At 64.8% G+C, this 18,456-nt stretch carries 19 protein-coding genes, 1 tRNA gene and 2 pseudogenes; 15 read left to right on the top strand and 7 right to left on the bottom strand.

Translation table 11 applies throughout. The features are described 5' to 3' along the window. The first annotated feature begins 267 nt into the window (after positions 1–267). From KY389_RS14355 to KY389_RS14315, 9 genes are all read left to right on the top strand, one after another. On the top strand, positions 268–1,443 hold the full coding sequence (locus KY389_RS14355) for a tyrosine-type recombinase/integrase (protein WP_219831665.1): 1,176 nt from the start codon (positions 268–270) through the stop codon (positions 1,441–1,443). A gap of 164 nt (positions 1,444–1,607) precedes the next feature. Continuing rightward, on the top strand, positions 1,608–1,811 hold the full coding sequence (locus tag KY389_RS14350; RefSeq protein WP_219831664.1) for a helix-turn-helix transcriptional regulator: 204 nt from the start codon (positions 1,608–1,610) through the stop codon (positions 1,809–1,811). A gap of 42 nt (positions 1,812–1,853) precedes the next feature. Beyond that, positions 1,854–4,040, top strand: a complete 2,187-nt coding sequence (locus KY389_RS15770; protein ID WP_219831663.1) for a virulence-associated E family protein — start codon at positions 1,854–1,856, stop codon at positions 4,038–4,040. 432 nt (positions 4,041–4,472) lie between these two features. Then, complete coding sequence (locus KY389_RS14340) at positions 4,473–5,027, top strand: hypothetical protein (protein ID WP_219831662.1); 555 nt, start codon at positions 4,473–4,475, stop codon at positions 5,025–5,027. Then, positions 5,020–5,436 carry a hypothetical protein gene (locus KY389_RS14335; protein WP_219831661.1) on the top strand — a complete coding sequence of 139 codons (417 nt, stop codon included), beginning with the start codon at positions 5,020–5,022 and terminating at the stop codon, positions 5,434–5,436. The genes KY389_RS14340 and KY389_RS14335 overlap by 8 nt, the downstream gene beginning before the upstream one ends. Then, positions 5,433–6,167, top strand: coding sequence for a hypothetical protein (locus KY389_RS14330; protein ID WP_219831660.1), 735 nt, complete (start codon positions 5,433–5,435; stop codon positions 6,165–6,167). The genes KY389_RS14335 and KY389_RS14330 overlap by 4 nt, the downstream gene beginning before the upstream one ends. Further along, positions 6,164–6,514: a hypothetical protein gene (locus KY389_RS14325; RefSeq protein WP_219831659.1), complete on the top strand. Its 351-nt coding sequence runs from the start codon at positions 6,164–6,166 to the stop codon at positions 6,512–6,514. Before KY389_RS14330 ends, KY389_RS14325 begins: the two co-directional genes overlap by 4 nt. A gap of 151 nt (positions 6,515–6,665) precedes the next feature. After that, complete coding sequence (locus KY389_RS14320; RefSeq protein WP_219831658.1) at positions 6,666–7,094, top strand: hypothetical protein; 429 nt, start codon at positions 6,666–6,668, stop codon at positions 7,092–7,094. Positions 7,095–7,248: 154 nt separating this feature from the next. Continuing rightward, on the top strand, positions 7,249–8,130 hold the full coding sequence (locus KY389_RS14315; RefSeq protein WP_219831657.1) for a DNA-methyltransferase: 882 nt from the start codon (positions 7,249–7,251) through the stop codon (positions 8,128–8,130). Here KY389_RS14315 and KY389_RS14310 read toward each other — a convergent pair. The 4 genes from KY389_RS14310 to KY389_RS14295 form a co-directional block, all read right to left on the bottom strand. Further along, entirely contained in the window at positions 8,127–8,819 is a 693-nt protein-coding gene (locus KY389_RS14310) for a PDDEXK family nuclease (protein WP_219831656.1), read from the bottom strand. The genes KY389_RS14315 and KY389_RS14310 overlap by 4 nt on opposite strands. 74 nt (positions 8,820–8,893) lie before the next feature. After that, a tRNA-Arg gene (locus tag KY389_RS14305) sits at positions 8,894–8,970 on the bottom strand. A gap of 1,133 nt (positions 8,971–10,103) precedes the next feature. Then, positions 10,104–10,355 (bottom strand): hypothetical protein, encoded by a 252-nt coding sequence (locus KY389_RS14300; protein WP_219831655.1) that lies wholly within the window; start codon positions 10,353–10,355, stop codon positions 10,104–10,106. A gap of 274 nt (positions 10,356–10,629) precedes the next feature. Further along, positions 10,630–12,039, bottom strand: coding sequence for a helix-turn-helix domain-containing protein (locus KY389_RS14295; RefSeq protein WP_219831654.1), 1,410 nt, complete (start codon positions 12,037–12,039; stop codon positions 10,630–10,632). A 184-nt stretch (positions 12,040–12,223) separates the two neighbouring features. On the opposite strand from KY389_RS14295, the gene KY389_RS14290 reads away from it, so the two are divergent. From KY389_RS14290 to KY389_RS14265, 6 genes and pseudogenes are all read left to right on the top strand, one after another. Next, positions 12,224–12,637 carry an acyl-CoA thioesterase gene (locus KY389_RS14290; RefSeq protein WP_219831653.1) on the top strand — a complete coding sequence of 138 codons (414 nt, stop codon included), beginning with the start codon at positions 12,224–12,226 and terminating at the stop codon, positions 12,635–12,637. After that, positions 12,634–14,160 carry an MmgE/PrpD family protein gene (locus KY389_RS14285; protein WP_219831652.1) on the top strand — a complete coding sequence of 509 codons (1,527 nt, stop codon included), beginning with the start codon at positions 12,634–12,636 and terminating at the stop codon, positions 14,158–14,160. The genes KY389_RS14290 and KY389_RS14285 overlap by 4 nt, the downstream gene beginning before the upstream one ends. Position 14,161: 1 nt before the next feature. Then, positions 14,162–15,331, top strand: a complete 1,170-nt coding sequence (prpC, locus tag KY389_RS14280; protein ID WP_219831651.1) for a bifunctional 2-methylcitrate synthase/citrate synthase — start codon at positions 14,162–14,164, stop codon at positions 15,329–15,331. A gap of 3 nt (positions 15,332–15,334) precedes the next feature. Beyond that, positions 15,335–16,276: a methylisocitrate lyase gene (prpB, locus tag KY389_RS14275; protein ID WP_219831650.1), complete on the top strand. Its 942-nt coding sequence runs from the start codon at positions 15,335–15,337 to the stop codon at positions 16,274–16,276. Between the two features lie 219 nt (positions 16,277–16,495). Next, positions 16,496–17,290, top strand: a pseudogene (locus KY389_RS14270) (IS5 family transposase). A 17-nt stretch (positions 17,291–17,307) separates the two neighbouring features. Further along, positions 17,308–17,550, top strand: a pseudogene (locus tag KY389_RS14265) (methylmalonyl-CoA mutase family protein); the annotation flags it as partial. Here KY389_RS14265 and KY389_RS14260 read toward each other — a convergent pair. The 3 genes from KY389_RS14260 to KY389_RS14250 are packed head-to-tail and all read right to left on the bottom strand — an operon-like array spanning position 17,537 to position 18,315. Continuing rightward, a complete protein-coding gene (locus KY389_RS14260) occupies positions 17,537–17,770 on the bottom strand; it encodes a DEAD/DEAH box helicase family protein (protein ID WP_246588161.1) in 234 nt (77 codons plus the stop codon). The pseudogene KY389_RS14265 and the gene KY389_RS14260 sit on opposite strands and share 14 nt — an antisense overlap. 9 nt (positions 17,771–17,779) lie before the next feature. After that, positions 17,780–18,118: a hypothetical protein gene (locus KY389_RS14255; protein ID WP_246588160.1), complete on the bottom strand. Its 339-nt coding sequence runs from the start codon at positions 18,116–18,118 to the stop codon at positions 17,780–17,782. 38 nt (positions 18,119–18,156) lie between these two features. Continuing rightward, positions 18,157–18,315: a hypothetical protein gene (locus KY389_RS14250; RefSeq protein WP_246588159.1), complete on the bottom strand. Its 159-nt coding sequence runs from the start codon at positions 18,313–18,315 to the stop codon at positions 18,157–18,159. Positions 18,316–18,456 lie beyond the last annotated feature (141 nt).

Below are 18,456 nucleotides of genomic sequence, written 5' to 3'. Positions count from 1 at the left end.
CACCGCAGCGGCCGCCTAACCATGAGCCCGGCAACGCTGCCCCGACCCGATTTCAACATTCATCGGGACATCCCCTTGGCGACCCCGGAAGGACTCGAACCCTTAATCTGGCGATTAGAAGTAGGCTACTCCGTGTCCCGGATAGCCACCGGATGCCCCGGTTTTTCCCTTCGCCACAGGCACCTAGGCGGTAGGCTTGCCCCGTGTCGCCCCGCGCAGCCCGGGATGGACCCGGTTCGTAGGCGGTTCTCGGAAAGGAGGCGAACCGTGCCAGAACGCTTGACAGAAGCCCGAGTGAAGGCGCTGGCCTACACCGGCAAGACCCAATACATCCGCGACACCAAGGCCACCGGCCTGATCCTCGCGGTGAACAAGACCTCCAAGACCTACAAGGTGCAGCGCGACCTGTGGCAGGGCCAGCGGGGGCGGCGGCGGCTCGTAAAGACAGTCCGCCTCACCCTTGGCAGCACCGACGAGCTTACCCTGGAGGACGCTCGTCTCCGGGCCCAAGAGGTCATCTCGCAGATCAAGCGGGGCATCGACCCGAACGCCCCCGGGTCCAGCGAGGCAGGGACGTGGACGGTGCAGCGGCTGTTCGACGAGTATGCCCGCGACATGCGGCGGCGGGGCTGCGTCGAGCGTTCCATCGAGGACGTGTTGGCGCGTCTCGACCGCTACCTGTCCGACTGGAAGGGGCGGGAAGTGTCCACCATCCGCCGCAGCGACGCTAGGGCGATGCACAGCCGGATTACCGAACGCCATGGGCCCCAGGTGGCCAACATGGCAATGCGAGACTACAGGGCCGCCTACAACCTCGCCCTGCGGATCGTGGACGACCCAGACGACCTGCCGCCCAACTCCGTTGCCGCCGTCACCTTCAACAAGGAGCGGTCCAGCGACAAGGTGATCCTGCCCGAAGACCTGCCCGACTGGTGGTCCACGGCCATGCGGATCGAGAATCCGATTCGTAGAGCGATGCAACGCTTCGGCCTTCTATCGGGCTTGCGTCCGGGCACGCTCATGGCGCTGGAGCTTGCATGGATACAGGGCGAAGCCATCGTCATCCCCCGCATGAAGTCAGGCCGGTCCTTCGCGCTGCCACTTTCTGGCACGATGAAGGAGATCTTGGGGGAGGCAATCGAGGCGGGTAAGGTGCTCTATCCCAGAGCACCTTACATCTTCCCCACGCGCGACCGGGCAGGGACGATCACGTCCACGAAAGTGGTTCGTGAACGTAATCTCGAAACCGGCCACATTCTGCGGCACACCTACCGGACGGTGGCGCAGCGCGCGGGGCTGGACCCCATGACCGCGCGCCTCCTGCTCGACCATACCGTGCCCGGCATCGACGGGGTTTACCTGCACCAACGTGCGCTGTTCGACCGGCTGCTCGCGGCGCAGGAGACCGTCACCCGCGAATTTTTCACGATCATCGAAGGTTAGGCTTTCATTCGGACGCATAGGACGGTATTCTTACTACAGTCAATCCTGTCGCCCGCGACCCGGACATGCGAGCTGGCAGGGGAGCCCCGAAATCCCGGGGCGGGAACGGACCGGGCCACCTGATTGACGCCGTAGGGTGCGGCTTCTGGGCCGGAAGAACCACCATGACCATCGACGATATTCGCGCGGCGTCGCCTTGGCTGACGACCGATGAGGCTGCGGCATTTCTCAAGATGAAGCCCAAAGGGCTCGAGTATGCGCGCGCCACCGGGCGCGGGCCGAAATTCTATCGGCCGTCGCACAAGACCGTGCGCTACCACATCAACGATCTCGAGGACTGGCTGAAAAGGCCCGCCGCCCGAGGGTGACGGGGCGACGGGCCAACTCTACGACGACAGGAGTATCATACTGTGCAGACGACGACACTGAAAGGCGACACGGCCGCCGAGTTCCTCGATAGGTATCGACCAGGCAGACCATGGTTTCTTTGCCGGGTGGTCCCCGACGAAAAGGAGGGCCTCCGGGCCAAACACTGTGCCACAGCCCGCGATGTGGAAGAGTTCGTGCAACGGTGGAACGGGAAGGCCAATCTCTACTTTCACGTCAACCCGACGAAGGGCGTGCTGGCGAAGAAGGCCGCCGCCGAGGACATTGCCGCGCTCGAATGGGTGCATGTGGACCTCGACCCGCGCGCCGGGGAGGACTGGGAGGACGAGCGCGAACGCATTCGCGGCGTCATCGCGCGGGCCGAACCTAAGCTCACCCTCGTGATCGACTCGGGCGGTGGCTATCAGCTCTTTTGGCGTGCGGCGACGCCCGCCAAGGGCGATCCGGCGCAGTTGGCCCTTTGGTCGAAGAAAATGGGGGAGTTGCTCGGCGGGGACAACACTCACAATATCGACCGGATCATGCGCCTACCGGGTACATGGAACTTGCCCGACGCGAAGAAGCGCGCGAAGGGCCGCCAGAAGGCGATGGCGCGCGTGGTGGAGTTTAATGACCTCACCTACGACCTCGCCGCCATGCCGAAAGCGGCGGTCGTCGCCTCGACCGACCTGCCAGCGGTCGGAGAGCTCAGAACGCGCGCCGTCGAGGTCGAGGACCTCGACCAGTGGGAGGTGCCGGATCGGCTTAAAGTTATCGCTGTGCAGGGCCACCACCCCGACGAGACCAAGGAAGGGGACAGTTCGCGCTCGGCATGGGTCTTCGACCTCGTATGTGGCCTCGTGCGATGCAACGTCCCCAACGATGTCATCTTCTCGATCCTGCTGGACCCCGGCTTTGGCATCAGCGAGTCGGTGCTGCCTCGTGGCGAGAAGTATGCAAAGCGCCAGATCCAGCGCGCGCGGGAACGGGTCGCGCTGGATGTTGGTTTCATCACCGACGACAATGGTCGGCCGACCAACCATCAGCACAACATTCTCGTGGCGGTCGGGAAGCTGGGACACTCCTTCACCTACAACGAGTTCGCCGACCGGCTTCTGATCGACGGGCGGTGGATGGACGACGGGCTTGTCAACGATCATCGGCTCCTCGTGCGGGATCGCTTCAACTTTCTGCCCGCGAAAGAATACTTCCACGACACGCTTTGTGCCGAGGCGCGACGGAACAGCTTCAACCCCGTGGTGGACTATCTGTCTGGATTGCGGTGGGATGGAGTGGAGCGGATCAGCCGCTGGCTTTCAGCCTATGGGGCCGCGCCGGACACGCCATATGTCCGAGCGGTTGGCCGTATCGTGCTAGTCGCGGCAGTGCGGCGCGTCTTCGAGCCGGGCTGCAAGTTCGACGAAATGCTCGTGCTCGAAAGCCTTCAGGGAACCAACAAATCGTCTGCCTTGGCGCTCTTGGCCGTGCGCGACGAATGGTTCTCGGACGATCTGCCGTTGGACGCGGACGGAAAGCGGGCCATCGAGGCGCTCAACGGAAAGTGGATCGTCGAGGCGGCCGAGCTTACCGGCATGCGCCGCAGCGACATCGACCGTCTCAAGGCGATGCTATCGCGGCAAGCGGATCGGGGGCGGCTCGCCTACGCGCGGCTGCCGGTGGAGGTTCCGCGTCGCAGCGTGTTCATCGGCACGACGAACAACGACGAATACTTGCAGGACACCACCGGCAACCGGCGCTTCTGGCCCGTAAAGATCGGACGGTTCGACCTCGACGCCCTGCGAAGGGACCGCGACCAACTGTGGGCCGAGGCAGTGCACGCCCACCAGTCCGGTGAGTCGATCCGCCTCGATCCCGGCCTATGGACCGAGGCGGCAGCCGAGCAAGCCGAGCGTGTCGAGAAGAACGCATGGCACGATTATCTGGCCGAATTGTTCGACGGGCGCGACGGGCGGATCAGCCTGCAGGATGTTTGGGCCGCGCTGGGCGTCGAAGTGGCGAAGCGAACAGACCAAGACTCCCGGCGCATCAACGCGGCGATGGCCACCCTTGGCTGGACGAAGAAGACCGTTCGGATCGACGGCAAGCCCACCAAAGGTTTCACTAAGGGTGACGGGAAAACGGAGCTAACAGTCATGCAGCACCCGGGCGGGGCGAGGATCGTAACTGGCCCGATGCCCGGGCTCGGAGGCAGTTACGATGCAATCCGCTGAATTTCCCGTGGAACGTCGCTTTCGTAACCGCGTAACCCGTAACCGGGGGGTGTGCAAACTTCTAGCTGCCGCTACAGCCGCCTACCCTTTCTGGTATGGCTGTTACAGTGGTTACGCTGTTACATCGCTGAATAGAGGTGGTTATTTTCGTAACCGCTTCGTAACCGCTTTCGGTGGGCGGTTACAGCCCTCACTGCCACTGCCCGGCTTCTGGGCCGCGCGTCTGTCGGAGCGGGCCGCGCTGGCCTCGCGCGCGTGGCTACGTGCCCCCGCAGCCCGCCGCAGGCGACCGCAGGCGGGCAACCCGCCCCCGCTGGGCACCCCGCTCCCCCGCCGCGCCGCTGCCCGTGCACGGTCGCCCTGCGCGGAAGTCCGCCCCCTAGGCGGTAGCTCCGCCGCCCCAGTCACTAGGAACAAAAGGTGAATATTTCCATGTCCGCCCCCGCCGAACCGTCTAGCGAACCGCCTGTCCGCCGCCACACCGCCGTAACCCCGGCCCGCCGAAAGACCTTCCTCCGCGCGCTGGCCGAAACGGGCAGCTATGCCGCCGCCGCGAAGGCCGCGACCCCATACTCGTCCAATCGATCCGCCGCCGTCTCGACGTTCCGCCGCCTGCGCGCCATCGACCCGGAGTTTGCCGCCGCCTGCGACGAGGCCATCCAGACCGCGCTCGGGAAGGTCGAGTCCACCATCTGGGACCGGGCAATCAATGGCACCCAGCGCCCGGTCGTCTCGGGCGGGCAGATCGTTGGCTACGAGACTGTCGTGGATAACAAGCTGCTCCTGTCGCTGGCCCGCCGCCTCGACCCGGAAGCGTGGAGCGAAACCCGGAAGGTCGAGCACTCCGGGCAGATCGACAGCCGGTCGGTGTCGTTCCAAGTCACCCTTGCCCCCGAGGACATCTACCTGCTCAAGGAGGAGAAACGAGCTCTCCTCCTTGGCCTTCTGGAGGACATCGCCCAGGCGAAGGAGAAGGCCGATGAGTGATCTGCGTTCACTCATCGCGCTGATGCACCGCGCCCGTGACACCGAGCGCCGATATGGCGGTGCCCGGCTTCGGACAAGCGACCTTGGCCCGATGCTGGACTTTACCACCGCCGACGACCCCGCCCTCCGATGGCTGGAATACTGCGCCGCTCAGGCGGAAAAGGTCTCGGACCCGACACTCCAAGACCGTAAAATTCAATGGCTGCAAGGCCTTAATCGCTACAAGGAGATGCCGTTCCGTGACCCATCCAACGAAGCAACCGATGGGCGACCGGGCTCCCGTTCCGATGCCCCACATTCCGTCCGCGCCGAAGATGCCAGCGACCACGGCGCACCCGCCGAAGCGCGACCCGAAGCCGATCAAACCCACGCCAAGCCGCTAACGCACCATGCGAGGAATCTACGATGACTGACATCCCCGTCCGCTCGGACATTTCCCCCGAAGTTCACCCTGGCGCGCTGGCCCGGTATTCCGAGGTGCTGAATGTCGAAGGCACCTCCGGTCCTTCGGCATTCAGCCTCGCCACCGGGGTTCTCACCGAAATCTACACTTCCGTTGGCGCCGTCAACGACGCCGTGCAAGCCTTCGAGGAATCTGGCGCAGGGCGGCAACGGCGGTTGGTCGGAGGCAAGGTGACCGAAGTCACCTTGCCTTCGGACGAGCTGATCACCGCCGTCGAAGCCCGATTCAATCGGTCGGCCAAGGCCGTGGACACGGGGATCGCCTGGCTTCGCGCGACGGCAAAGTCGCTCGAAGGCACCATCGCCGAGATGTGGGACGCGCCCACGAACAAGACCGCTCACGCGAACGAGGTTCGAGCGTTCGCCAGCCGTCAGGATTCGGCCCTCGACTTCGTTCGCTCGCGAATCGAAGCCGACGACCGCAGCACCGTGGCCGCGATCCTCCTCGCCCCGCCCTTCCTCTCTGGGCTCACGGACGAGCAGGCGAAGCTCCTCAAGCGCATGGCCGAGGAACGCTGGTGCCCGGTCGAGCGGCGACAGGCGGACGCGGTAGCGGCCATGACGGAACATGCGATCCGTGCTTCCGCATCCTTGACTGCCGCCTACACGAAAGTCCTCGCCCAGAGGGACAACCCGAAGGTGGTCGCCAGCCGCAAGATCAGGGAGCTTGCAGGATGAAACTCCAGACGAAATTCACCCTCGACCGGCTGGAGGCGCTCGGCAATGAGGTCCATCGAACCATCAATTACCTCATGGACCGCAACGTGACCGGCTTCCTCCCAATCGTCCACGCGGCCATCATGCACAACGCCCCCGTTCATGTGGTCCTCGCGTCGCAGGGGTGGCTCCCAACGACCGTCGAGATGTCCAAGTGGGCTCATGTGCAAGACGGTGATTTTGCTGCGGGCCTCATCGTGGACCGGCAGCAGGAGAGGGCACTCCACTTCCTGTTCAACTGCCTTTGGGACCGTGATCCCGACTGGAAGCCAAACCTGACCATCACGAGGGTTCACGGTGCATGGTGAACGGTCCCTCTGGCTTTCCGTCTTCGATCAGGCGCTGCGCGACCTCGGCCGAGGGGCTACGCCCCATGGGCCTCTCGGTCGGGCGCCAAGATTCCTCTTTCGTTCCTCTGCTGCGGCGCGCAACCTTAGCCTACCAGAAAAGGAGGCTATCATGGCTATCACCGCTCCCACCCTTCGCAGCTTCATCATCAAGGCCATCGAAGACCATGGTCTCGATGTGGCCAGCCCCGGTGCCCGGGCCACTCGGGCCGAACTCGACGCGCTGACCGACCTCATTTGCTCCCAGCATGGCCTTGTGCTAACCGACGATGGCTTCGCTCTGCGCCCCGTCCCCGACCGCCCCGCTGGGCGCTCCGCCAAGCCTTTCGAGGCTCGCAAGCCCCGGCCCGAGACGCTGGAGCGGGCGCGGCTGTTGGTGGGCTGCGAGACGCTGGACGAAGCCGTTTCCCAGATGGGTGCCGAGGAGGTCAAGCGAGCGATCAAGAAGCTGCGCCGCTGGCACGGCGGTCATGCCGTCAAGGTGATGGACGGCGCGCTTGTTGTCGATCCGGCGGAGCGGCAAGCGGTGTTGGGTGCGTAGCTACGCAGCCGTCGCGCGACGTGTCTTCCAACATGGTCGCCTCACCCCTTTCCACTGCACATGTTGTATATCCTGAAATATGCAGCTTTCGACTTTCGGAGGGAGCATCAATCGTGCACTGTGGGCAGAACACAACACAAGGCAAGTAACCGATATGGACGTAAGAACCGAATTTCTGCCACTGGTTGGTAGTAGCTTCAGACCTGACCCGCATATTAAGGGGCCAGCAAAGTACGAACCGTTCTTTTGTACAGATCACGGGGCTTTGTACGATATCGATTGTGTCGACTTCCTAAGAATGATCGGTGATGAGCAGGTTGATACGGTCTTTGCAGACCCACCTTTCAACCTAAAGAAAGAGTATGGCTCAAGATCAAATGACAATCGTTCGCCGGATGAATACATTGCATGGTGTAAGCTGTGGATTGATGAGGCGACCCGCACCCTCAAGCCAGGAGGGGCTTTCTTTCTCTACAACATCCCAAAGTGGAATATTCTTCTCGGCGCCTATATGAGCGAGATTGGCTTGGATTTCCGTCACTGGATTACGATCAATATCAAATTTGGGCTGCCTATACGCGGGCGTCTCTACCCGAGCCACTACAGCCTGCTCTACTTTACAAAGGGTAAGCCGCGCGTGTTCCGAAAGATCCGGACACCGATCGAAACATGCCGCCACTGCGGAGGAGAAATCAAAGACTATGGTGGACACCGGCACGCGATGAATCCGAAGGGCGTCAACCTAACCGACGTTTGGAACGACATTCCGCCCGTGCGCCACTGGAAGTACAAGTCCATCGACCGCAAGGCAAATGCCCTTTCCTCCAAACTTCTCGACCGTGTGGTGGAGATGTCCACCGAGCCAGGAGACCTAGTTATTGACCCATTCGGCGGCAGCGGGACGACGTTCGCCGTCTGCGAGGCAAAGCATCGACGCTGGCTCGGAACCGACATTGATTTCGCACCAGTGATTCGCGAGCGGCTGTCCGGCGACCTTTTCCTTCACAAGAACGATGATGTACTGGACCTCGACTAGCCCTTCGCCCGCCCGTCAGTGCCCTTGGGTATCTTTGGCACATCGGTGCTAAGTGCATCGTGCTCGATAACAATGATGTCGAGCACGCCATCCTCGCAGGATATGGAGCGGCAAAGGTCGAAGTAGGGCTCCAGCTCCGCGATGTTGCCGATGCGGTCCGTGAGGTAGCGGTAGAGTTCGCGAGATGGCACAACAAGCATACCCCCCTTGATCCGCCCCTTTAGGAGCCCCAGACACATCTTGTTCAACGATCGATGACTGGACGAGATGTTGCCCGTCTCCCACTCGAAGCAGACGAGACCTTCACGAAAGACGTAGGCGGCGTCCATTCCCCCTGGGCGCGAGCCTCCGGTCTCTTTCTCTCGCTCGCCCACCGGCCACGGGTACTCGGATACCCACTCGTCCAGGATTGCGGTGTTATTCCGCTCGTTGAGCCGTTGTTTAATGAGCGCGCCGTACTTCGGCTTACCCCCGGTGAGCATCTTGATGACGTTGTCCTTGATCGGCTTGACGCCGTTGCCCTCGCCAGTTTTCTTGCCGCTCTGTGGATAGACTGTGAAGCTGCCCGAACCGACGGGCCACTCGGCGGCCTGGATCGCCGCCAGAGCCTGCCTCCGTATGCGTTTCCACTCCTGAGATGCCGCGAACGGCCCCCGCTCGATGATTTTCTCTACACGAACAATTTTCATGTCGCGTACTCTAGCCGTAGGAGCGCCAGAGATCCAGAATTTTCAGCAGTTTATGGCGGCAGAATAGGGGAACTTGGCGACCCCGGAAGGACTCGAACCCTCAACCTGGCGATTAGAAGTCGCCTGCTCTATCCAGTTGAGCTACGGGGCCGCAACACGGTTCGCTAGACGGTTCGAGCGAGCCGGTATTCCTGCTATCTTCCTCTAAATCCTACATTTCTGCAACCACGATCTGCCGCTTAGAAGGCGGATGCTCTATCCAGCTGAGCTAAGGGGCCAAGTCTGCGACGTTTAAACGATGGGCGGCTTCCGGGCAAGTCGATAGAGGCTTGCTTTCGATCATGTATCGACCTCCGACGCAACCTATGGCAGAGTGACGGGACGGAGGCACGACACGGCGCGACACCAACACATTGTGCAAGAAGACTGGTGGCCGGATGCGCTGGCGATGTTCGCGGAACTCGCAGCCGAGGGCACCCCATCTTCTTCAGTTCGGCCATGCGTGCCTGATCTTCCGGCGACAGCGCAGCGGCGATGCCGGATACGGTGTGGGTTGGATCGGCGGTCAGCGCATCGGGCGCGTTGGGGCGCGAGGCAGTCTTGCCCTTGGGCGAGGGCGTTGGTTTGCCGGGTCGCGGAGCGCCTGATTGGCAATAGCTCGATCATCTTGATTTTCTGCGACGGCGGAATTAACCTCGGCAGTGCTTTGGCCCGAGATTGCGCTAGGGGGACGGCAACGCTCTGATCGGACTGCGCCCGTTCCCAAAGCAACAGTTTCCCCTTCATAAAGTCGGGCCGCGATACAAGGGCGGTTTTCACATCATAAAAGAACCCATCCGCGCCAGGCCCCAGTTGGACCACCCATGTCCGGTTGGGCGTGTTCGCCCGCTTCACAAGAAAGATTGACCGGTCTCGCCCCTGATGGATGGCATCGTAATTCCTGGCTACATCTTTCACAAAATCCTTGACGGACGCGAATCCAGCCCGCTCGATTTCCTTGGGCCGGGCTTCTCGCGAAATGTGAACAAGGCCCTCCCTCTCATTGCCGATGCGCAGCCTGATCGGCGCCGGTTCGCACTTGCGATTTCATTGTCGATTCGCCCGAAGTCAATGCCGCCCGTCGAGGAACGCGCGAATCCGTCACCGTCCTCTGCGCGCGCTGCCTGCGCCACCATGCCGGGGGTGATAGGTGTGTCGGTCAGGGCCGCCCCATCCTCGCAGATTGCGGCCAGGGCTGCGGCTGCGTCGGGAAACTGGCCGATCTTCCGCGCCGGGATAGAAACGTCATCGACCTGCCTGTAAAGGCGAAGCCGCCAGCCCCTCGGCATTGCCGCGCCAGCAGACCCAGCCGGCCAAGCGTTCCTCGGCCGCGCCATCCACGGTGGCGGCGCTGGTCATCCGCCAGCGGCGCATGGAGGTGGAGAGGTTGGTGGTGGCGAGGCCGGGTGTGGAGGCGGTGCCTACGCCGGTCCAAGGCATGCCGATCGCGTTGATCGTTGTGCCCGAGGACGGGGCCCAGTAGGCGATCCTATTCACCCCGAAATGCGGCTGCAGCGGGAAGCGCCGCCCCGAGGGACGCATGACCTGAGCAGGCCAACCCCGCGCGGTCGCGGGCATAGAGATGGATGCGCCCTGCAGACGACGGGTCGGGCGGTGTGACGCGTCCGGGCAGGACAATGGGCTCGGGCAGTTCGACCGGGCCGCTGGTGCGGTTGATCCGGATCGCATTATGGGAGGCCGACCCGTTCGGGCTGTCCGCGACAGCACTTCGATGCAACGCGGCGCCGCAATCTGGCCGCCCCCCCCGCCTCTATCCGAGTGCGGCCGAATAGGGGGTGCTGCGGCGCTCGTCCGGATCGGTGGCCAGCGGCCGGCCGAGCATCGGAAAGGCGCGCTGCGTGCAGCCCTCGCGGGGGCAGGTCTTGCAGGCGGGCCCGATCGGGGTGAAGGCCTCGGGCGCTGTCAGGTCGCGCCCGCGGGCATAGATCAGCCGCCCGGCATGGGCGATATCGCAGCCCAACGCGATGGCGAATTCGCGCACCGGCGGGCCGAAGCGCGCCGCACGCTCGATCACCGCCCGGACGATCCAGAACTGCCGCCGCCCGTCGGGCATTTCCGTGGCCTGGGTCAGGATGTCGCCCGGCCGGTCGAAGGCGGCGTGCAGGCGCCAGCGCGGGCAGGATCCGCCAAGGCGCGAGAACTGGAAATCCGCCGCCGACTGCCGCTTCGAGATGTTGCCCGCCCGGTCCACGCGCAGAAAGAAAAAGGGCAGCCCCGGCCGGTCGGGCCGTTGCAGCGTGGCCAGCCGGTGGCAGGTCTGCTCGAAACTCGTGCCGAAGGCTGCCCCCAGCGCGTCGATGTCGTGAGCCTCGGCCTCGGCCGCCGCGGCAAAGGCGCCATAGGGCATCAGCACGGCCCCCGCCGCGTATTGCGCAAGCCCCAGCCGGGCCAGTGCCAAGGGCTCTGGGGCCAGCCGCGCGCCGGCAAGGGCGGCCTGGATGGGCGCGGCCAGCGCCCGCTGGGCAAGGATCTGGGCCATCTCGAACGCTGCCCGGTGGGGCGGCAGCCCGGGCGCCAGCAGCAGCCGCGCGCGATCGACGCGGCGCAAGACCCCCTCGGGCAGCGCCGCATCCGTGACAGCCGTCAGCCCATGCCGCGTATTCAGCGCCTCGGCAAGCCGCGGGCTTGCCGCCACCCCCGGACCGAGGCCGATCTTGGCCGCCAGCGCCTCGGCCGCGCGGTCGAGCGCCTCGAAATGGTTGCGATGATCGTAGAAGAAATCCCGCACCTCCTCGAACGGGGTGACGGCCGCCGCCTGTGCCGCCGCCGGATCGCCGGTCGCAAGCGCCAGCGCCTCGGCCCTTGCCTCGGCCGCCCGTGCCTGGCGGGCGAGCGCCAGGATCCGGTCGGCAAGCCGGGGCAGGTCGGCGAAGAGGCGGCGCAGATCCTCGGCCGGCAGGCCGCCATCGGGGGCGAGCGCCTCGCGCAACTCGGTGAGATGGCGCAGGTCGTCGCCTTCGACGAGCGCCTGCAGATCGACCCCCAGCGCGCGGTTCACGGCCAGGAGCACCTGCAGCGTGGCGGGCCGCTGATTGCGTTCGATCTGGTTCAGGTAGGAGGGCGACAGGCCAAGCCGCTGGGCAAACTCTGCCTGGGTCAGCCCGCGATCCTCGCGCAGCGCCCGCAGCCGTCCGCCAAGAAAGAGCTTGCGCGCGCTCACTATTCGCAACCTTCGCAAAAACCGGCAAAAATCTTCGGCTTTATTCGCATGATCACGCCTTCAAGGAAGCTCATCTTGCGAATACTGCAAATCATCAGGTCTGGCAACGCGGCTTCGACGGAAGCCCAGGGCCAGGCACCCAGAGGCAAGCCCGGACAGGGCAATCCAGGAGAGGATCGCGACCATGGCTGACGGAGGCCACGATCTCGCCCTTGCGGAGGCCGTCGTTACCGATGTGGTCTTTCTCGATCAATGCAACGGCCATGGCACGCTGTTTGCCGGCGCGGCGCTGGTGCTGATGAGCCGGACTGCCTGGATCGCTGCCGCGCGGGCCGCGCAAGGCAATGTCGTCATGGCGGCGGTGGAACGCTGCGACTTCCGCCGCCCCGTCCTGCCGGGCGAGGTGGTGGAGATCGCCGCGCAGGTGACCCGGGTCGGCCGGGCCTCGATGACCGTGACCCTGGTCGGAACGGCTGCTGCGCCCGGGCGACCGGCTTCCGTCTTTGCCGAGGGCTCTTTCGTCATGGTCGCAACCGACCACGCCGGTCGCCCGCGGCCTGTCCCCACCCACCAATCCCGACCGGAGAGTTTCGCATGAACGCCCCCACGCCTATTCCCGCCCGACATCGGCTGCGCAGCCACAAATCCGCCGAAAACCTGCGGCGTGAAGACCAGCTTGCCTGGAAATTCGCCGCCTTCGCCGCCGATCCCGGCCCGATCGAGGCCGATGTCGCCGAGATGATCGCCAACCGGATCATCGACAATGCCGCAGTGGCGGCGGCGTCGCTGGCGCGCCGGCCGGTGCGCTCGGCCCGGGCACAGGCGCTATGCCATCCGATGCAACCTGGTGCGGCCGTGTTCGGTCTGGCCGGTTCGCGGCTCTCGCCCGAATGGGCGGCTTGGGCGAACGGGGTCGCGGTGCGCGAGCTCGATTTCCACGACACCTTCCTTGCAGCCGACTATTCGCACCCCGCCGACAACATCCCGCCGATCCTGGCCGTGGCGCAGCACTGCGGGCTATCGGGCGAAGATCTGTTCCGCGGGATCATGGTCGCCTACGAGATCCATGTCGCGCTGGTGAAGGGCATCTGCCTGCACGAACACAAGATCGACCATATCGCCCATCTCGGACCGGCCGCGGCCGCCGGCATCGGGGCGGCGCTGAGGCTTGCCCCCGAGGTCGTCTATCAGGCGGTCCAGCAGGCGCTGCATGTTACAACCACAACGCGCCAGAGCCGCAAGGGCGAAATCTCGTCCTGGAAGGCCTATGCGCCCGCCTTTGCCGGCAAGATGGCCATCGAGGCCGTGGACCGCGCCCTGCGCGGCGAAGGCGCGCCCAGCCCCGCCTGGGAGGGGGAGGACGGCTTCATCGCCCGGATGCTCGGCGGGCCCGAGGCGGTCTATGAAGTGCCGCTGCCCGGCCGGCCCGCGCGTGCGATCCTGGAATCCTATACCAAGGAGCATTCGGCCGAATACCAGGCCCAGGCGCTGATCGACCTTGCGCGGCGGCTTGCGCCCGAGATCGGCGATCTGGGACAGGTCGAGCGGATCATCCTGCACACGAGCCACCACACCCATTACGTCATCGGCACCGGCGCCAATGATCCGCAAAAGATGGACCCGAAGGCCAGCCGCGAGACGCTGGACCATTCGATCATGTATATCTTCGCCGTGGCACTGGAGGATCGCGCCTGGCACCACGAGAAGAGCTATGCGCCCGAGCGCGCGCAGCGTCCCTCGACCGTGGCGCTCTGGCACAAGGTCGAGACGCGCGAGGATCCGGAATGGACACGGCGCTATCACGCTACCGATCCGAAGGAAAAGGCCTTCGGCGCTCGCGCCGAGGTGATCCTGAAGGACGGGCGGCGGATCGTGTCCGAACAAGCGCTGGCCGACGCGCATCCCGATGGCGCGCGCCCCTTCGCACGGCAGGAATATGTCGGCAAGTTCCGAACGCTCGCCGAAGGCATCATCGCCCCGGACGAGGCGCAGCGCTTCCTCGATGCGGCCGAGGCCGCGGTGGCGCTGCCCGCGGGTGGCCTGCACGCCCTGAACCTCGATGCACCGCAAGCCGGGCTTGGTGCGGCGGCGCCGCGGGGCGTCTTCGACTGGGGGAAGTGACATGACCGAGATGCGCAAGCCCAAGAAATCCGTGGCGCTTTCGGGCGTGACGGCCGGCAATACGGCGCTCTGCAGCGTCGGCCAGACCGGCAATGACCTGCATTACCGCGGCTATGACATCCTCGATCTGGCGGAGGCCTGCGAATTCGAGGAAGTCGCCTATCTTCTGGTGCATGGCGCATTGCCGACCCGCACCGAGCTTTGCGCCTACAAGGCCAGGCTCAAGGCGCTGCGCGGCCTGCCCAAGGCCGTGCGCGAGACACTGGAATCGATCCCGGCCGCAGCGCATCCGATGGATGCCCTGCGCGCGGGCGTCAGCGCCATGGGCTGCACCCTGCCCGAAGCGGCCGACCAGAACATCCCCGGTGCACGCGACATCATCGACCGGCTGCTCGCGGCGCAGGGCTCGATGCTGCTTTACTGGCACCATTTCGCGCAGAATGGCCGGCGCATCGAGGTCGAGACCGATGACGACAGCATCGCCGGGCATTTCCTGCACCTTCTGCATGGCCACCGGCCCAGTGACGCGCATGTGCGCGCCTTGCAGACCACGCTGAACCTTTATGCCGAGCACGAGTTCAACGCTTCGACCTTTACCGCTCGGGTGATTGCGGGCACGGGCTCGGATGTCTATTCCTGCATCGTCGGCGCCATCGGGGCGCTGCGCGGGCCAAAGCATGGCGGCGCCAACGAGGCCGCCTTCGAGGTGCAGAAGCGCTATGCCACCCCTGACGAGGCCGAGGCCGATATCCGCGCCCGGGTCGCCGCGAAGGAGGTCATCATCGGCTTCGGCCATCCGGTCTATACCGTATCGGACCCGCGCAATGTCGTGATCAAGAAGGTGGCGCGCCGACTGTCCGAGGGTGCGGGCTCGATGAAGATGTTCGCCATTGCCGACCGGATCGAGCGGGTGATGATGGAAGAAAAGCGGATGTACCCCAATCTCGACTGGTATTCGGCCGTGTCCTATCACCTCCTCGGTGTGCCGACAGCAATGTTCACGCCGGTCTTCGTGATCGCGCGGACAACCGGTTGGGGCGCGCATGTGATCGAACAGCGCCTCGACAACAAGATCATCCGCCCCTCGGCAAATTACATCGGCCCCGATAACCGGCGCTTTGTACCCCTCGACCAGCGCCAGAGCATCGCGGCGTCCTTTGCAGCGGAGTAATCCATGCCCTATCTTGTTTCCGCCGACTTGCCGCGCGACAACGCAGGCCGCCGCTTCCGGGCCTTGCTCGACCGCCCCGGCATCCTGCGCCTTCCTGGCGCGCACAACGGCATGGCTGCGCTACAGGCAAAGGCCGCGGGGTTCGAGGCGCTCTATCTCTCCGGCGCGGCGATGACCGCCTCGATGGGCCTGCCCGATCTGGGGATCATCACGGTGGACGAGGTCGCCTTTTTCATCCGCCAGATTGCGCGGGCCTCAAGCCTGCCGGTGCTGGTCGATGGCGACACGGGCTATGGCGAGGCGCTCAATGTCATGCACATGGTCCGTGTCTTCGAAGAGGCGGGCGCCGGTGCCGTGCATCTAGAAGACCAGCTTCTGCCCAAGAAATGCGGGCATCTCAACGACAAGAAGCTGGCAAGCCCTCAGGACATGGCCGCCAAGGTGGCCGCCGCGGCCCGCGCCCGGCGCGATCTGGTCGTCATCGCCCGCACCGATGCCGCCGCCTCGGAAGGGATCGAGGGGGCGGTTGCGCGCGCGCGGCTCTATATCGAGGCCGGGGCCGATGCGATCTTTCCCGAGGCGCTGACCTCGGTCGAGATGTTCCGCGACTTCCGCGCCCGTCTGCCCGGTGTGAAGCTTCTGGCCAACATGACCGAATTCGGCCGCACGCCGATGCTGACCGCGGCCGAGTTCGAGGCACTGGGCTATGACATGGTGATCTGGCCTGTCTCGTCGCTGCGGGTGGCGAACAAGGCGCAAGAGCGGCTTTATGAGACGCTCGCCCGCGACGGCTCGACCAGGGCGATGCTGCCCGAGATGCAGACCCGGGCCGAACTTTATGCCACGATCAACCTCAGCGCCTTCGAGGCGCTGGACGCGAGCCTGGTGGCAAGCCTCGCGCCGGCATGGGACCATGAGCTGCAGCCGGGGGGTGCGGGATCCTGAACAAACCGGACATGGTGCAGGGGGGCCGCAGCCCAGCCGTTGGGGCCCCATCACATTCCGGGGCCCGACGGGCGGGTGACGCGGGACAAGCCCTGGATCATCCGCACCTATGCCGGGCATTCGAGCGCCAAGGTCACGAACGCGCTCTAGGCTCTGTCTGCACTTGGGGGATTCCCCTTTGATGTGAGGTCTGTTTCAAGATCGAAAACGGAGGCGATCTTGAGCAGACGGACATTGACGGACGCGCAATGGGAGCGGATCGAGGGGCTTCTTCCGGGCCGTGAGGGGCTGCCGGGGCGGAGCGGGGCGGACAATCGGCTGTTTATCGATGCGGTGCTCTGGCTGAAGCGGACGGCCCCGCCCTGGCGAGACCTGCCGCCCGAGTTCGGCAAGTGGACCGGCGTGCATGCCCGCTTCCGACGCTGGGCAATGGCGGGGGTCTGGGAACGCCTTTTCAATGCGTCAAGCACAGATCCAGACTTCGAATATGTCCTGATCGACAGCACGATCTGCAAGGGTAAGCCAATGGAACGCCAATGGTCCGAGTGACATTGGCCCACGCGGACGCGACGGGCGGAAGGGGGGACTCAGGCTCACGGGATCGGGCGGTCGCGTGGCGGCCTGACGACGAAGATCCACGCCGCCGTCGATGCGCTGGGGCTGCCGGTAAGGCTGATCCCGACCGCCGGGCAGCGAGGCGATTGTCCGCAGGTCGCTGCGCTGATCGGCGGGCTCGACGGTGTGGGCCATGTGATCGCCGATGCGGCCTGCGATTCCGGCGCCTTGCGCCAGAAAAACGAGCAAGACCTCGAGGCCGAGGCCCATATCCAGGCCAACCCTTCCCGTGCAATCAAGCCGCCTCTTGATCCCCACCTTTACGCCAAGCGTCACAAGGTTGAGAATTTCTTTCAGCTTCTCAAGCGCTTACGCCGCATCGCCCTGTGCTGCGAAAAGACGCTTACCAGCTTCATGGGCTTCGTCTTCCTCGTCTCAGCTCTCGCATGGCTCAGATGAATGCAGACAGGGTCTAGAACCTTGCGCGGGGGCAGACGGGGCTCTCCATCGGCTTCGACCTCGTCACCCAGTGCGGCTATGACAGCGACGACCTCATCGCCCGGCCCGAAGTGGGCAAGGTCGGCGTGCCGATCTACAGCCTTGATGACTTCGCCATCCTGTTCGACCAGATCCCCATCGAGCAGATGAACACCTCGATGACGATCAACGGCACGGCGATGTGGCTGCTCGCGCGCTATGTCGCGCTCACGCGCGAGCGGGATTGACCCGGGCGAATTTCGCGCGGTTCTGGCTGGTCAGTTCGTCGCGATGCGCGAGCACGCAAGCCTTGGCGCCGTCCCCCGTCATCCTGCCGGTGACGGCCGAGAGCATGATCGTCTTGCCCGCGCCGGTGGGCGCCACGCCCAGCGTGTTGTCGCGGGCGAAGAGCGCAGCGAGGCTGCGCTCCACGAAGAGTTTCTGGCGGGGACGGAGGAGCATCGCCCGCCCTCACTGCGCCCAGGCCGGACGGCCCGGCACCGGCGATGTCGCGGGCTGCTGGACCGGCGCCTGCTGGGGCGCCGTCTGCGCGGGCGGCAGGTCACCGTGCTGTGCCGCAAGCCCCATGACCTGCGCATAGTCGCGATGGTCGGGCGTCACCGCCGCACGGATCTCGTTCTTCTCCTCGCCCATGGCGTCGCTTCCGACGTCGATCCGGGCGACGAACTCGATCCCGTCGAGATCGGCGAAGCCGTTGATGCGCCGCGCTGCCTGCGCCTGCGGCGACTGGTCCTTGTCGGAAATCCCGCGGGCCGAGTTCAGCATCCCGCGGATCATGCTGCGGCCCATGTTGGCCCAATCCGGCCCCTTGGGGCTGTAGAGACCGATCAGCGTGAAGATCTTGCGCCGGTCTTCACCGTGCGGGCGGGCTCGAAGCCCTGACGGTTCGCCTCGGGCCAGGCGGCATAGGCGCGCTCGGGCACCTTGAATCTGATCTCGACATATTCGGCCGGATCCTCGCCTGCGGCGCGGATGCGCTCGACCATGCTCGACCATGGCGGCGAGCTTGGCCTGATCCCATTCGACGCGCTTGGGCCTTGACCTGCCCCCCCCCGGACGCTCCCTCGCTGTGATCGAGAGTCTGCCCAACCTGAAGGAGCGACGACTTGAGGAAAAGCCGTTTCACC

It is taken from the genome of Paracoccus bogoriensis (assembly GCF_019431455.1).
GTDB lineage: Bacteria > Pseudomonadota > Alphaproteobacteria > Rhodobacterales > Rhodobacteraceae > Paracoccus > Paracoccus bogoriensis.
The sequence above is the reverse complement of the archived record's forward strand: the minus strand, read 5'-3'. Positions and strand labels throughout refer to the sequence as shown.